Raw genomic sequence first — 14,609 nt, forward strand, 5'->3', positions numbered from 1 at the left:
TCTGAACAGCTCCGGCTGGTCAGGCCGCCGGGCTCTTCGGCGCGTTCACGTCCTGTGGCAGAGCCTTCTTGGCCTGCTCGACCAGCGCGTTGAACGCGGCCTGGTCGTTGACGGCCAGCTCGGCCAGCATCCGGCGGTCGACCTCCACCCCGGCGGCGCGCAGACCCTGCACGAACCGGTTGTAGGTCATCCCCTGGGCCCGGGCCGCAGCGTTGATCCGCTGGATCCACAGCCGGCGGAAGTCACCCTTGCGGGCCCGGCGGTCGCGGTAGGAGTAGGTGAACGAGTGGGTCACCTGCTCCTTGGCCTTGCGGTACAGCCGGGAGCGCTGGCCGCGGTAACCGCTGGCGCGCTCGAGGGTCGTCCGGCGCTTCTTATGGGCGTTGACCGCCCGCTTGACGCGTGCCACGTCTTACTCCTCGTTGTCGGGGGCCGGCGTTACTTGCCGAGCAGCTTCTTGATCTTCTTCTGGTCGGCGGGGGCGACCACCACGTCGTTCGCGAGGCGAGCTGCCTGACGGGCGCTGCGCTCCTGGAACTTGTGCACGTGGCGGGCCCGCTGGCGCATGACCTTCCCGGACCCGGTGACCCGGAACCGCTTCTTGGCACCGGAGTTCGTCTTGTTCTTCGGCATTCGTCTCTGTCCTCGTCGTTGCCCGGCTGTTCCCAGCCGGCTGTTCTCGCTGCACCCGGGCCCAAGGCACAGGTGCACCGGCGGCGCTGTTGCGTGCGAGCGGCCTACTTCTTCTTGTTCGGGCCGAGCACCATCGTCATGTTCCGCCCGTCCTGGCGCGGCAGGCTCTCCACGTGACCGAGCTCGGCCACGTCGTCAGCCAGGCGCTCCAGCAGGCGCATGCCCATCTCCGGCCGGGACTGCTCCCGACCACGGAACATGATCATCACCTTGACCTTGTCCCCGCCCTTGAGGAACCGCTCGACATGGCCCTTCTTGGTGCCGTAGTCGTGCGGGTCGATCTTGAGCCGGAACCGGATCTCCTTGAGGGTCGTGTGCGACTGCTTGCGCCGCGCATCACGAGCCTTCATGTCGGACTCGTACTTGTACTTGCCGTAGTCCATGAGCTTGGCCACCGGCGGGCGCGCATCGGGGGCCACCTCGACGAGGTCGAGGTCAGCCTCCTGGGCCAGCCGGAGCGCGTCCTCAACCCGGACGATGCCTACCTGCTCACCGTTCGGGCCGACCAGACGGACCTCTGGCACGCGAATCCGCTCGTTGATACGGGTCTCGCTGATGTGGTGCTCCTCACCTTCAAACTTGACTGTGGTACCCCGACACGAAGAAAGCCTCCGCATGCGGTGCGCGCGGAGGCTCAGGCTGGGGTGCCGCAGGCGGCACCTCGAGGAACACCAGGTTCCCCGACCTAGGACCCGGGCTCTGTCGGCGGCATCATCCGTTCCGGTCGAGCATGGGTGGGAGAGTCTCCACTTGCACGTCACCCCTGCCAGGGCAGGGACGACTGGTCTGCCGCTACTCTAGCACGGGCGTCCGGGCCGTCCCCAGGGGTAGGTGGTGCGAGATCGCTCACCTGTCCGCGCACTGGCGGCGGTCCGCCTCTGCGTCAGGTGGAGCGGACCTGGAACTGCAGCGAGTCGACGCGTTCTGCGACGATCTCCTCGGCCGCGAGCGCCTGTCCGGCTCGCTGCACGATCTGCTGCACGTCCTGCCGACCCAGGCCTGGCCGCAGCCCGAGCACCACCCGCAGCTCCGCGTCCTCCCCCGGCTCCACCCGGCTGGCGGCCACACCCGGAACTGCGGTCAGTGCCCGGTCGATCGCTCCGGTGACCGCCGGGTCCTGGGCTGCCGGCACCCACTCCCGCTGCTGCGCCAGCGCCCAGACCGCCGGCCGGGGTACCGGCACGGTGACCGGACCGCCCGGATCCAGCACGAGCAGGCCGTCAGCGTCCGAGGCCGCGGCGAGCGCCGCACGCACCCCTTCGGCGGGGATCGGGCGGGCGTCGGCGCGCCAGGCGCGCAGCGCATCCATGCCGGAGAACACCGGGATGGCAGCGCGACCGTCCGGGGCCGCCAGGGTCACCATCGCGGCTGAGGCGCTCTTTTCCCCCGTGACCTGCACCGTGGCGCCGCCCACCTCCCGCTCGATGGTCTCTGCCTCCTCCTCCACGTAGGAGACCACCGGCACCAGCACCCGGGCCGTGGCCAGCGCACCCACCACAGCACGCAGCCGGTCGGTCTCCTGCTCCAGGGCCAGGGCGGCCGCCAAGGCCGGGTCGGTGGAGCCGTCGTCCCCGGCGAACTGCGGGGTCGGTGGCAACGACCGGCCCTCGCCGCGAGGTAGGGGCCGCCCGTCCGGGAGACGATCGGGCAGCGGAGTCATAGCCGGCCGGCGACCCCCAGCGCCTCCGGCAGGGTGAACGCCCCCGCATACAGGGCCTTGCCGACGATCGCACCCTCCACACCGAGGTCGGTGAGCTCGCGCAGCGCGCGCAGGTCGTCCAGGCTGGACACCCCGCCGGAGGCGATCACCGGCGCCTCGGTGGCAGCGCACACCTGCCGCAGCAGGTCGGTGTTCGGGCCGCGCATCGTGCCGTCCTTGGTGACGTCGGTGACCACGTACCGGGCACAGCCGTCCGCATCCAGGCGGGCGAGCACCTCCCACAGGTCGCCGCCCTCCTTGGTCCAGCCGCGGGCGGCCAGGGTGCTGCCGCGCACGTCCAGCCCGACCGCGATCCGGTCCCCGTGCCGGGCGATCGCCGAGGCGGTCCACTCCGGGTCCTCCAGTGCCGCCGTGCCGAGGTTGACCCGGCGGCAGCCGGTGGCCAGCGCACGCTCCAGCGACGCGTCGTCCCGGATGCCGCCGGAGAGCTCGACGTCGATGTCCAGGGCACCAACCACCTCGGCGAGCAGCTCCGCGTTCGACCCGCGCCCGAACGCGGCGTCCAGGTCCACCAGGTGCACCCACTGTGCGCCGTCGGACTGCCAAGCCAGGGCGGCGTCCATCGGGGCGCCGTACACGGTCTCCGACCCGGCCTCCCCCTGGACCAGACGGACAGCCTTGCCGTCGGCCACGTCCACAGCGGGCAGCAGTTGCAGGTAGGTCACTTCAGTCCTCTCCGGTGGTGCGAACGCTCAGGTGCGTTCCCAGGTTGATCACAGCGTGTGCAGCCAGTTGCGCAGCAGCGTAGCGCCGGCGTCCCCGGACTTCTCCGGGTGGAACTGGGTGGCGCTCAGCGGACCGTTCTCCACAGCGGCCACGAAGCGGCTCTGCCCGTGCGTGGCCCAGGTGACCTGGGCGTACTCCGGGGCACTGTGCGCCGCGTAGGAGTGCACGAAGTAGAACCTTTCAGTCGCCAGGCCAGCCAACAACGTGGTCTGCGGAGGCGGATCCACGGTGGACCAGCCCATGTGCGGTACGACATCTGCCTGCAGCCGGTCCACCACCCCAGGCCACTGCGCCAGCCCTTCGGTGCGCACTCCGTGCTCCATACCGGCGTCGAACAGCACCTGCAGGCCCACGCACACCCCCAGCACCGGGCGCCCGCCGGCCAGCCGTCGCTCGATCAGCCGCGGCGCACCCACAGCCTTCAGGCCCGCCATCACCGTGGCGAACGCACCCACACCGGGCACGAACAGCCCGTCTGCTGCGGTGATCGCATCCGGATCAGCGGTCAGCTGCACCTGTGCCCCGACCCGCTCCAGGGCGCGCACCGCCGAGCGCACGTTCCCGGACCCATAGTCCAGGACGACCACGACGGGCGCGGTCACGGACGCCGCCTGCGCACCTGCTTGGCCATCAGCCGGGCCGCCTGCCACCGGCTCATCCGCTTGGGCTCCAACCGCCCCGGCGCGCGGGCCGGGTCCAGGGTGCCGAGGAGGATCTGCTCCACCACGTCGTCGGCGTGCGCGAGGATCAGACCCGGCGAGACCTCCTTGGCCGGTTCACCGGCCACGTACTCCCGTCCGGAGATGGTGCCGGTCACGCCCTCCTCGCCCGTGCCCAGCCGGGCGGTGAGCAGCACGACCCCGACCTTCGCGGTCTTCGACAGCACGGCTGCCAGCTCTCCCGCCTCGGCCGGTGCACCGGTGAGCAGCTCCGAGGGGTCGAGCTCCCCGCTGGTGGTGATCACCTTCGCTGCGAGCGCGCCCCGCCTGCTGGGCACGATGTCGGCCTCCACCTCGGCCATCGCGCACAGTGCGGCGAGCACCGGGGCAGAGGCGATCGGGGTGAGCACCACCGCGAGCACGCGTCGCGTCTCCGATGACGGCGCAGCCTCCTCGGCAGTGTCGTCGGCACCTGCCGCTGGGCGCACCGGTGGTGTCTCGGCGTCCCCGGTCTGCCCCTGCTCCGCCGGCGCGTCCGCGCCGTCCTCGCGCAGGCTGCGCTCGGGTTCCACCGCCTGGCCGAACTCGGCGGCGAACGCGGCCTCGAAGGCTGCTTCGTCGAACTCCTCCGGGGTGCCGGCCGACCGCGGCTCCTCCGGCGAGCTCGGCGACGGACCGGAACGGTCCGGACGCTCGCCGGTCACAACGCACCCTTCGTGGAGGGCACTCCGCTCACCCGGGGGTCACGGGCCACCGCAGCGCGCAACGCCCGGGCCAGCGCCTTGAACTGTGCCTCGGCGATGTGGTGCGGGTCCCGGCCGGCCAGCAGCCGCACGTGCAGGCAGATACCGGCGTGGTAGGCGATCGACTCGAACACGTGCCGGGTCAGCGACCCGGTGAAGTGCCCGCCGATCAGGTGGTACTCCTGCCCGGCCGGCTCCCCCTCGTGCACCACGTAGGGCCGTCCGGAGATGTCCACCACAGCCTGGGCGAGGGTCTCGTCTAACGGCACCAGGGCGTCACCGAACCGGGCGATTCCGGCCTTGTCGCCGAGCGCCTGGCGCAGTGCCTGGCCGATGCAGATCGCCGTGTCCTCGACGGTGTGGTGCACGTCGATGTCGGTGTCGCCGCTGGCGCGCACGGTCAGGTCGATCAGGGAGTGCTTGCCCAGCGCGGTGAGCATGTGGTCGTAGAACGGCACTGTGGTGGATACGTCCACCGTCCCGGTCCCGTCCAGGTCCAGCTCCACCACGACGGTGGACTCGGACGTGCTGCGCTCCACCCGTGCCGAACGGGACTGCGTGTCTGTCGGCTGGCTCACTGGCCAGTCACCTCCTGTAGTGCGCCGCGGAATGCGGCCATGTCCTCCCGCGTGCCGATGGAGACGCGCAGATGACCCTGAGGTCCAGTCTCCCTGATCAGCACGCCACGGTCGAGCAGGCCCTGCCAGATGCGGTGCCGATCGGCGAACGTACCGAACAGCACGAAGTTCGCATCCGACTCGGCCACCTCCAGGCCGCGTCCGCGCAACCAGGTGACCGTCTCGTCCCGGCGGGTGCGCAGCTCGGCGACCTGGGCCTGCAGCACCGCCTGGTGCCGCAGTGCCGCCCGAGCGGCCGCCTGTGTGATCGCGGACAGGTGGTAGGGCAACCGCACCACCCGCAAGCAGTCCACCAGCGCTGTGGGTGCCGCCAGGTACCCCACCCGGGCGCCCGCCAGGGCGAACGCCTTGGACATGGTGCGCGCCACCGCCAGGTGAGCGAACTCGCCCAGGAGCGTCACTGCGGAAGGGCGCCCTTCCCGCCGGAACTCCGCATAGGCCTCGTCGATCACCAGAACTGTTGCACCGCCGTCGGGCCCGGAATCGGTGGTGGCCTGTGCCAGGGTGCGCACATCGGCCAGGTCCAGGGCTGTGCCGGTGGGGTTGTTCGGACTGGCCAGCAGCACCACTGCGGGCCGTGCGGCACGGATCTGCTCGATCGCACTGGCCACGTCCACGCTGAAGTCCGCACGCCGGGTGCCGGCCTTCCAGGTGGTCAGCGAGTCGCGGGCGTACTCGGGGTACATCGAGTAGGTAGGGGCGAAGGACATCACCACCCGTCCGGGTCCGCCGAAGGCCAGCAGCAGGTGCAGCATCACCTCGTTGGAGCCGTTCGCGGCCCAGATGTTCGCTGCGCTCAGGCCGGTGGCAGCGGACTCGGTGGTCAGGTAGTCGGCCAGGTCCGCACGCAGGTCGAGGAAGTCGCGGTCCGGGTACCGGTTCAGCGTGCGGCTGGCCTCGCGCACGGCAGCGGTGATGTCTTCGGTCACCTCGGCCGGCGGTGGGTAGGGGTTCTCGTTGACGTTCAGCAGGTGCGGCACGTCCAGCTGGGGAGCGCCGTAGGGCTGCTCACCGACCAGGTCGGCGCGCAGCGGCAGGCGGGTGGCACAGCGTTCAGGCACAGGCCAAGTGTAGGCGGCGGGCCGGGTGCTGCCCTACGCTGTGCGGATATGGACGCCCTCTGGCACCTGGCCGAGCCCGACGTGTGGGCGGCGGCCGGGCAGTCCGGGTCCTACACCGGGTCCACGAAGGGCCGCAGCCTGACCGAGGAGGGTTTCGTGCACTGCTCGTTCGCCGACCAGCTGCCGAAGGTCGCCGCGGCGATCTACGCCGGCACACCGGAGCTGGTGCTGCTGCAGATCGACCCGGGGCTGCTCGGTGCTTCACCGGTGCGGGTGGAGCCGGTGCCGGGGACCAGCGAGAAGTTCCCGCACGTGTACGGACCTGTACCGACAGCGGCCATCACCGCGGTCTCCAGGGTGCAGGTGGACGACGCCGGTCAGCTTATCGACCGACCCTGACCCACCCGGTGCGCAGCGCCGCGGCCCGCGAACGCCCCGGTTCGCGACGTGAATCGGTTCAGCGGCCGCGGAGGCGAGCGTTCGCGAACGTAGGGTCAGGGGGTGGGCGGGCCGCTGAGCCGGTCGAGGAAGCGTTCCAGCGGGATCGACCCGTCCTGCCACGGAGTGAGCAGCCAGACCACCAGGTAGGCACCGAGTCCGACGAACGGCAGCAGGAAGGAGATCAGCACCAAGATCCGGACCAGGCCGACGCTCGTGTTCGCAGCGTGGGCCAGACCGGCGCAGATGCCTCCGGCCAGACGTTCCGGGCCGCGGCGGTAGTTGACTCGGCGGATGCCGTCGAAGAAGGACCTCATGGCACAAACGCTACGGGTCAAGGTGCGTCCACGCATCGGGGAGCACCCTGATCTGTTCCCTGAGCGGGTTGGGCCGGCGCTCTGCCGGCTCCGCCGTGCCGGAGCGGGCAGAGCGTGCCACACTGCGCGGTGATGGGTACTGAGCTCGTTGTGCCGACGCTGCCGGTGGACTCGTGACGACCACCGGATGGGTCCGCTTGTGCGCGCTGCTGGCCGACGACCCGGACGTCGTGGTCGCCGTCCGGCTGGCCTGCACCGACCCGGAGGGCTACCTGCGCAAACAAGCCGCCGAGCTCGCCGTACCGGGTCTGCACCGTGCGCAGGACGCCGAGCCGTGGCAGGCGCTGCTGGACGGGCTGGACGGTGCCGGTGCACTCGCCTACCTGGACGCCGAGGACTCCGGGATGGAGCTGGCCGAGGCCCTGGCCCCGCTGCCGCGGGTCGTCGACGCCGGGGCGGACCTGGAGGCGGTCGCAGACCTGGACGGTGACCTGCGCACGGCGATCATGGGCGCGGAGGCGATCCTCACCGGCCATGGTCTACGGCTCGTGCACCTGACGGAGGAGCCCGATGCGTGCCCACTGGTGGTGGTGCCAGCCGCGCATGTGCCGGAGATCGTCGACCTGGCGGCCCGGCTCGGGCATGCCGCCCACCCCTTCACCTGAGGCGCGCTCTGCTGCTACCGGATGGCTGGGCCGGTTGCTGGGCGGTGATCCGGAACCCTGGCGCTGCGGGCTACTGCTGCCGCAGCCGTGCCGCGTACCCGTGCGCCGGCAGGTCCTCAGCGTCGGCCAGCACGGCCAGCGCCTCGGTCACCTCGGCGAGCCCCTCGGCCTCGTAGTCGACCACCTGCACCGACTTCAGGTACGCCTGCACGCCCAGCCCGCTGGTGAACCGGGCGGTACCGCCAGTGGGCAGCACGTGGTTCGACCCCGCGATGTAGTCACCCAGCGGCACCGGGGAGTAGGGCCCTACGAAGATCGCCCCCGCGTTCTGGATCCGCCCAGCGACCGCAGCAGCGTCGGCGGTCTGGACCTCCAGGTGCTCGGCCGCGTAGGCGTCGGCGACCGCGATGCCCTGCTCCAGGTCGTCCACCAGCACGATGTAGGACTGTGGCCCGGTCAGCGCGGTGGTGATCCGTTCGGCGTGCTTGGCCGCGGCGGCCTGCATGCTGATCGCCTCGTCCACTGCCGCGGCCAGCTCCGGGGAGTCGGTGATCAGTACCGACGCCGCCGCCGGGTCGTGCTCAGCCTGGGAGATCAGGTCCGCGGCGACCCAGGCCGGGTCGGCGTCGGCATCGGCTAGCACGGCGATCTCGGTGGTACCGGCCTCGGAGTCGATGCCTACCAGGCCGCGCACGGCACGTTTGGCGGCTGCCACGTAGATGTTCCCCGGTCCGGTCACCACGTCCACAGCGGCGCACGAGTCGGACTCGCCAGCACCGGTCACCCCGTAGGCGAACATGCCGATCGCCTGCGCACCCCCGGCGGCATAGACCTCCTCGATACCGAGCATGGCGCAGGCGGCCAGGATCGTCGGGTCCGGCAACCCGCCCCGGTCCCGCTGCGGGGGGCTCGCCACCGCCAGCTCCGGCACACCGGCCACCTGAGCAGCGACCACGTTCATCACCACTGAGCTGGGCAGCACCGCCAGCCCGCCGGGGACGTACAAGCCCACCCGCTGCACCGGGATCCACCGCTGGTGCACGCGCGCCCCGGGGCCGAAGGACGTGGTCCGCGGCTCCGGGAGCTGCGCCTCATGGCCGAGCCGGGCGCGACGGATCGATTCCGCGATCGCGGCGCGCACGTCGTCATCGAGGCCCTCGGCCGCCTCCTGCAGCGCCTCGGCGGGCACCCGCAGCGTGGGCGGGCGCACGCCGTCGAACTGCTCCGCGTAGTCCGCCAGTGCCTGGGCACCCCGTGCGCGCACGTCGGCGAGGATCGGCTCCACCCGATGGGTGGCCACATCGATGTCCACCTCGGCACGGGGCAGCTCTGCGCGCAGCGCCGCCCCGGTCAGCTCGCGTCCACGAAGGTCGATTGTGCGCATCACGCGGCCAGTGTAGGCCGCGCACCGGGCAGGACCGCGCGGCTGTCCACGGCCGGGCCGCAGCCTGTCCGCTCAGCTGTCCGGGCTGAGAGAATGAGTTCATGGTCACCCCTGAACCCGAGGACGTCCCGATCACCGGCCCGATGATCCGCCTGGGTCAGCTGCTCAAGCTGGTCGGGATCGCTGAGGACGGTGCCTCGGCGCGGATGCTGCTGGCCGACGACGCGGTACGGGTCAACGGTGAGACCGAGACCCGCCGGGGCCGGCAGCTGCAGCCCGGCGACGTGCTGCAGATCGAGCTGCCCACCGGTGAACGCCACCTGCGGGTGGTCGGCGAGACCGACCAGACCCAGCAGACCAGCTAGACCAGGCAGTTCGGCCCGAGCAGCGCCTTCAGGTCCCCATACAGCGCGGAGGTGCGCTCCACCCGCAGCCCGTCCTCCAGGCGCATCACCGTGGACCGGCCCGGTGCGGTCAGGTGCAGGTGCACCGCGGTCACCCCCGGGTGGGTGCTGAGCACATCACGCAGCTGTACCAGCACCGGCTCGCTGCACCGGGCCTCCGGAAGCCGTACTGCCACCGGTGCGTCCTCCCCCACGGTCACGTCCGGCAGGCTCATCTCCATCGCTTGCAGGGACAGCGTCTCGTCCCGCCAGCGCACCCTGCCCTTGAGCACCACCACCTGGTCGTGTGCGAGGGCAGTGCTGTAGGCCAGGTAGGTCTCGCCGAAGAACATCACCTCGACCGAGCCCTCCATGTCCTCGATCGTCACCGCCGCCCACGGGTTGCCCTTCTTGGACATCTTCCGCTGCAGCGAGGTGATCAGCCCGGCGATGGTGACTGTGGAGCCATCCGGTCGGGACTCATCAGCCAGCAGCGTGGCGATGGACACGTCCGCGGCCTGGGCGAGCACATGCTCGATCCCGGACAGCGGATGGTCGGAGACGTACAGGCCCAGCATCTCCCGCTCGAAGGCGAGCTTCTGCTTCTTGTCCCACTCCGGCAGGTCGGGTATCTCCACGGTGAACCCGGCACCTTCGGAGTCGTCCCCGCCAAGTCCTGCGAACAGGTCGAACTGGCCCTCGGCCTCCTTGCGCTTCACCCCGATGACTGCGTCCACTGCCTGCTCGTGCACCATCAGCAGGGCGCGGCGCGTGTGGCCGAGGGAGTCGAACGCCCCGGCCTTGATCAGCGACTCGATGGTGCGCTTGTTGCACACCACCGCCGGCACCTTGTCCAGGAAGTCGGTGAACGAGGTGAACTCCCCCTTCTCCTCCCTGGCCTGCGCGATCGCGGCGACCACGTTGTGGCCCACGTTGCGCACCGACGCGAGCCCGAACCGGATGTCCTCGCCCACCGGGGTGAACGTGGCCGCCGAGGCGTTCACGTCCGGTGGCAGCACCGTGATGCCCATGCGGCGGCACTCGTTCAGGTAGAGCGCCGACTTGTCCTTGTCGTCCCGGGTGGAGGTGAGCAGTGCCGCCATGTACTCGCACGCGTAGTGCGCCTTGAGGTAGGCGGTCCAGTAGGAGACCAGCCCGTAGGCGGCCGAGTGCGCCTTGTTGAAGGCATAGTCGGAGAACGGGACGAGCACGTCCCACAAGGTCTTGATCGCGGCGTCGGAGTAGCCGCGCTCGCGCATGCCGGCGCTGAACGGCTCGAACTCCTTGTCCAGCACCTCCTTCTTCTTCTTGCCCATCGCGCGCCGCAGCAGGTCTGCTTGTCCGAGCGTGTACCCCGCCAGGGTCTGCGCGATCGCCATCACCTGCTCCTGGTAGACGATCAGGCCGTAGGTGGTGCCGAGCACCTCCTCCAGGGGCTCGGCCAGCTCGGGGTGGATCGGGGTGATCGGCTGCTGTCCGTTCTTCCGCAGCGCGTAGTTGGTGTGCGAGTTGGCGCCCATCGGGCCCGGCCGGTACAGGGCGCCGACGGCGGAGATGTCCTCGAAGTTGTCCGGGCGCATCAGCCGCAGCAGCGACCGCATCCCACCACCGTCGAGCTGGAACAGCCCCAGAGTGTCCCCACGACCGAGCAGCGCATAGGTCTCCGCGTCGTCCAGCGGCAGCTCCTCGACCTTCACCGGGTCCTTGCCGTTGATGACGATGTTGTCCAGCGCGTCGTCGAGGATGGTCAGGTTGCGCAGCCCGAGGAAGTCCATCTTCACCAGGCCGAGGTCCTCCCCGGCAGGGAAGTCGACCTGGGTGATCACCGCACCGTCCTGCTCGCGGCGCATGATCGGGATGATGTCCAGCAGCGGCTCGCTGGCGATGATCACCCCGGCAGCGTGCACGCCCCACTGCCGCTTCAGTCCCTCCAGGCCACGTGCGGTCTCCAGCACCCGCTTGGCGTCCGGGTCGGTGGCGATGAGCTGACGGAACTCGTCCGCCTCGGCGTACCGCTTGTCCTCTGGGTCGAACATGCCAGTGAGAGTGATGTCCTTGCCCATCACCGCCGGCGGCATCGCCTTGGTGAGCTTCTCCCCCATCGCGAACGGGTAGCCGAGCACGCGGGAGGCGTCCTTGAGCGCCTGCTTGGCCTTGATCGAGCCGTAGGTGACGATGTAGGAGACGTTCTCCTCACCGTACTTCTCGCTGACGTACTTGATCACCTCTCCGCGGCGGCGCTCGTCGAAGTCGATGTCGAAGTCCGGCATCGACGTCCGCTCCGGGTTGAGGAACCGCTCGAAGATCAGCCCGTGCTCCAGCGGGTCCAGCTCGGTGATGCTCATCGCGTAGGCGGCCATCGACCCGGCACCGGAACCGCGCCCGGGTCCCACCCGGATGCCGTGGTCCTTGGCCCAGTTGATGAAGTCGGCGACCACCAGGTAGTAGCCGGCGTAGCCCTTGCCGGTGATCACGTCGATCTCGTACTCGGCCTGCTTGCGCACCTCGTCCGGCACTCCGGTCGGGTAGCGCCGCTGCAGTCCCGACTCCACCGCCTGCACGAAGGTGGAGACCTCGTCCTCGCCCTCGGGCACCGGGAAGTGCGGCATGTACCGGCCGACCTCCTCGGTGTAGGACACCTCGCACTGCTCCGCGACCCGGAGGGTGTTGTCGCAGGCCTCCGGGAGCTCGGCGAACAGCTCGCGCATCTCCGCAGCCGACTTCAGGTAGTAGCCGCTCCCCGAGAACGCGAACCGCTTGCCACCCTGGTCGTAGGTGGGTTCCTCCAGCGTGGAGCCGGACTGCACGCACAGCAGCGCCTCGTGCGCGTGCGCATCCTCCCGGGTGGTGTAGTGCAGGTCGTTGGTGGCCAGCAGCGGGGCGTCGATGTGCCGGGCGAGCTCGAGCAGCTGCTTGGTGACCCGGCGCTCGATGTCCAGGCCGTGGTCCATCAGCTCGATGTAGTAGTTCTCCTTGCCGAAGATGTCCTGCATGTCGGCTGCGGCGCGGACCGCCTCCTCCCACTGCCCGAGCCGGAGCCGGACCTGGATCTCCCCGGACGGGCAGCCGCTGGTGGCGATCAGCCCCTCGGAGTAGGTGGACAGCAGCTCTCGGTCCATCCGCGGCCACTTGCCCAGCTGCCCCTCCAGGGAGGCCAGCGAGCTCATCCGGAACAGGTTGTGCATCCCGGTGTTGTTCTTCGACAGGATGGTCATGTGCGTGTACGCACCGCGGGCAGAGACGTCGTCGCCGGCCTGGCTCTCCTCGCCCCAGCGCACGCGGGTCTTGTCGAACCGGCTGGTGCCCGGGGTGATGTACGCTTCCACCCCGATGATCGGCTTGATGCCGTACTTGCGGGCCTTGGACCAGAAGTCGTAGGCACCGAACAGGTAGCCGTGGTCAGTGGTGGCCAGCGCGGTCTGGCCGAGCCGCTGGGCCTCCGCGAACAGGTCGTCCAACCGGGCCGCACCGTCCAGCATCGAGTACTCGGTGTGCACGTGCAGGTGGACGAAGTCGGCGGCCATGCCCACGAGTCTAAGCCGCACCACCCACACCCGAGGCCCGACCCGCCCACACCCCAGCGGGCGGGCGCCGGTAGCATCACCACGACCGACCCAGGAGCACAGATGCCGACCTCTCCCACCCTGCCGGACGGGCCCTGGCAGCGCGCCGCACGCGGCGCAGGACTGCTGCGCGCCGCACAGGTGCGACCCACGATCTTTGCCGAGATGACCGCGCTGGCCCAGCAGACCGGGGCACTGAACCTGGGGCAGGGCTTCCCGGACGGCGACGGGCCACCGAGCGTCCTGGCCGCCGCCCAGCAGGCCATCGCCGACGGGGTGAACCAGTACCCACCTGGATCCGGCGACCCGAACCTGCGCCGAGCGATCGCCGCGCACCAGCAGCGGCACTACGAGCTGGACGTGGACCCCGACACCGAGGTGCTGGTCACGACCGGGGCCACCGAGGCGATCGCCGCAGCCGTCCTGGCCCTGGCCGGGCCCGGTGACGAGGTGCTCACCCTGGAGCCGTTCTACGACTCCTACGCCGCAATCATCGGGCTGTCCGGCGCCACGCACACCACGGCGAGCCTGCAGCCCACCCCAGACGGCTTCCGGCTGGGTGCGGGGGCGCTGCAGCAGGCGGCCACCGAACGCACCCGGGTGATCCTGCTGAACTCCCCGCACAACCCGACCGGTGCCGTGCTCAGTGCGGACGAGCTCGCCGCAGTGGCCGCGGTGGCGGCGGAGCGGGATGCGATCGTGGTCACCGACGAGGTGTACGAGCACCTCACCTACGACGGCGCCGCTCACCTGCCGATCGCCACGTTGCCTGGTATGGCCGAGCGCACGTTGACGATCTCGTCGGCCGGGAAGTCCTTCGCCGTCACCGGCTGGAAGATCGGCTGGGTCTGCGGGCCGGCCGAGCTGGTCACAGCGGTGCGCAGCGTCAAGCAGTTCCTCACCTACACCACGGGGGCTCCGTTCCAGCCGGCAGTGGCCCTCGGGCTGGACCTGGAGAGCGGGACCGGGCCGGATGCTTCCTGGCTGACCGACCAGGCTGTCTCCTTGGCCCACCGTCGCGACCTGCTCAGTGCGGGGCTGCAAGCGGCGGGCATGACCACCGCCACCCCGCAGGGGGCGTACTTCGTGATGGCCGATGCTGCACCGTTGCTCACCGGCCCGCTGGCTGGTGCTGGGATCGGCACCGGGGCCGAGCTGTGCCGGGCGCTGCCTGAGCTGGCCGGGGTGGTAGCCGTACCCGCCACCGCATTCACCTCACCCGGTTCGACGGCGGACCTCGCCCTGGCCACCTGGCTGCGGTTCACGTTCGTCAAGTCCGAGCAGACGATCGCCGAGGCGGTCGCCCGTCTGGCCCGGCTCAGCGCCTAGCTGTACCCGGCCAGGAGGTTGGTAGCACTCGGCGGGTCTGGTTGACCTAGGAGGAGCCTCCGAGTGGGGTGTGGCTGTTCGAAGGCTGCACCACCACAAGGAGGCTCCGTGTCACACCATAATGCCCGCCTGACCTTCTATGGTCGGCGTCTGATCGTCGACCGTCACCGGGATGGTTGGAAGCAGGCCCACATCGCTGCCGCGATGGGTGTGTCCCGCAAGTGCGTCAAGACCTGGATCGACCGCTACCAGGCTGAGGGCGAAGGGGGGTTGCACGAGCGGTCCTCGCG

Annotated in this window: 17 protein-coding genes; 5 read left to right on the forward strand and 12 right to left on the reverse strand. The window is 70.3% G+C overall.

Going from position 1 to position 14,609, the window contains the following annotated elements:
* Positions 1-19: 19 nt before the first annotated feature.
* The 9 genes from rplT to K338_RS0113615 all read right to left on the reverse strand — a co-directional run bounded on the left by rplT (position 20) and on the right by K338_RS0113615 (position 6,240).
* Entirely contained in the window at positions 20-409 is a 390-nt protein-coding gene (gene rplT, locus K338_RS0113575; protein WP_022918717.1) for a 50S ribosomal protein L20, read from the reverse strand.
* Between the two features lie 29 nt (positions 410-438).
* A complete protein-coding gene (gene rpmI / locus K338_RS0113580) occupies positions 439-633 on the reverse strand; it encodes a 50S ribosomal protein L35 (protein ID WP_022918718.1) in 195 nt (64 codons plus the stop codon).
* A gap of 104 nt (positions 634-737) precedes the next feature.
* A complete protein-coding gene (gene infC, locus K338_RS22710; protein ID WP_051154821.1) occupies positions 738-1,217 on the reverse strand; it encodes a translation initiation factor IF-3 in 480 nt (159 codons plus the stop codon).
* Positions 1,218-1,576: 359 nt separating this feature from the next.
* Positions 1,577-2,353, reverse strand: coding sequence for an SseB family protein (locus K338_RS0113590; RefSeq protein WP_022918719.1), 777 nt, complete (start codon positions 2,351-2,353; stop codon positions 1,577-1,579).
* On the reverse strand, positions 2,350-3,078 hold the full coding sequence (gene priA, locus K338_RS0113595; protein WP_022918720.1) for a bifunctional 1-(5-phosphoribosyl)-5-((5-phosphoribosylamino)methylideneamino)imidazole-4-carboxamide isomerase/phosphoribosylanthranilate isomerase PriA: 729 nt from the start codon (positions 3,076-3,078) through the stop codon (positions 2,350-2,352). Before priA ends, K338_RS0113590 begins: the two co-directional genes overlap by 4 nt.
* A gap of 48 nt (positions 3,079-3,126) precedes the next feature.
* Entirely contained in the window at positions 3,127-3,741 is a 615-nt protein-coding gene (gene hisH, locus K338_RS0113600) for an imidazole glycerol phosphate synthase subunit HisH (RefSeq protein ID WP_022918721.1), read from the reverse strand.
* Positions 3,738-4,502, reverse strand: coding sequence for a hypothetical protein (locus K338_RS24575; protein WP_022918722.1), 765 nt, complete (start codon positions 4,500-4,502; stop codon positions 3,738-3,740). Before K338_RS24575 ends, hisH begins: the two co-directional genes overlap by 4 nt.
* Complete coding sequence (hisB, locus tag K338_RS0113610) at positions 4,499-5,119, reverse strand: imidazoleglycerol-phosphate dehydratase HisB (RefSeq protein WP_022918723.1); 621 nt, start codon at positions 5,117-5,119, stop codon at positions 4,499-4,501. The genes K338_RS24575 and hisB overlap by 4 nt, the downstream gene beginning before the upstream one ends.
* The gene (locus K338_RS0113615) at positions 5,116-6,240 is read right to left on the reverse strand and encodes a histidinol-phosphate transaminase (RefSeq protein WP_022918724.1); all 1,125 of its coding nucleotides are present in this window, start codon (positions 6,238-6,240) and stop codon (positions 5,116-5,118) included. Before K338_RS0113615 ends, hisB begins: the two co-directional genes overlap by 4 nt.
* Before the next feature lie 48 nt (positions 6,241-6,288).
* On the opposite strand from K338_RS0113615, the gene K338_RS0113620 reads away from it, so the two are divergent.
* Positions 6,289-6,639 carry a DUF952 domain-containing protein gene (locus K338_RS0113620; RefSeq protein WP_022918725.1) on the forward strand — a complete coding sequence of 117 codons (351 nt, stop codon included), beginning with the start codon at positions 6,289-6,291 and terminating at the stop codon, positions 6,637-6,639.
* Positions 6,640-6,734: 95 nt separating this feature from the next.
* Here K338_RS0113620 and K338_RS0113625 read toward each other — a convergent pair whose 3' ends face one another.
* Positions 6,735-6,995, reverse strand: coding sequence for a PspC domain-containing protein (locus tag K338_RS0113625; protein ID WP_022918726.1), 261 nt, complete (start codon positions 6,993-6,995; stop codon positions 6,735-6,737).
* 173 nt (positions 6,996-7,168) lie between these two features.
* On the opposite strand from K338_RS0113625, the gene K338_RS25650 reads away from it, so the two are divergent.
* Positions 7,169-7,660: a DUF6630 family protein gene (locus K338_RS25650; RefSeq protein ID WP_022918727.1), complete on the forward strand. Its 492-nt coding sequence runs from the start codon at positions 7,169-7,171 to the stop codon at positions 7,658-7,660.
* 70 nt (positions 7,661-7,730) lie between these two features.
* Here the strand turns inward: K338_RS25650 and hisD are convergent, their stop codons facing one another.
* Positions 7,731-9,047 carry a histidinol dehydrogenase gene (hisD, locus tag K338_RS0113635; RefSeq protein ID WP_022918728.1) on the reverse strand — a complete coding sequence of 439 codons (1,317 nt, stop codon included), beginning with the start codon at positions 9,045-9,047 and terminating at the stop codon, positions 7,731-7,733.
* A 98-nt stretch (positions 9,048-9,145) separates the two neighbouring features.
* Between hisD and K338_RS22720 the strand changes: the two genes are divergently transcribed.
* On the forward strand, positions 9,146-9,409 hold the full coding sequence (locus tag K338_RS22720) for an RNA-binding S4 domain-containing protein (RefSeq protein ID WP_022918729.1): 264 nt from the start codon (positions 9,146-9,148) through the stop codon (positions 9,407-9,409).
* On the opposite strand, the gene dnaE is transcribed toward K338_RS22720, so the two are convergent.
* Positions 9,406-12,951, reverse strand: a complete 3,546-nt coding sequence (gene dnaE, locus K338_RS0113645; protein ID WP_022918730.1) for a DNA polymerase III subunit alpha — start codon at positions 12,949-12,951, stop codon at positions 9,406-9,408. The genes K338_RS22720 and dnaE overlap by 4 nt on opposite strands.
* Before the next feature lie 102 nt (positions 12,952-13,053).
* Here dnaE and K338_RS0113650 point away from each other — a divergent pair, with 102 nt between their 5' ends.
* Together K338_RS0113650 and K338_RS25205 are read left to right on the forward strand one after the other, a co-directional pair.
* Positions 13,054-14,319 (forward strand): aminotransferase class I/II-fold pyridoxal phosphate-dependent enzyme, encoded by a 1,266-nt coding sequence (locus K338_RS0113650; RefSeq protein ID WP_022918731.1) that lies wholly within the window; start codon positions 13,054-13,056, stop codon positions 14,317-14,319.
* 108 nt (positions 14,320-14,427) lie between these two features.
* A partial coding sequence (locus K338_RS25205) for a helix-turn-helix domain-containing protein (RefSeq protein WP_027286834.1) occupies positions 14,428-14,609 on the forward strand: 182 nt, incomplete at its 3' end.

The sequence above is a fragment of the Ruania albidiflava DSM 18029 genome, from assembly GCF_000421225.1.
GTDB lineage: Bacteria > Actinomycetota > Actinomycetes > Actinomycetales > Beutenbergiaceae > Ruania > Ruania albidiflava.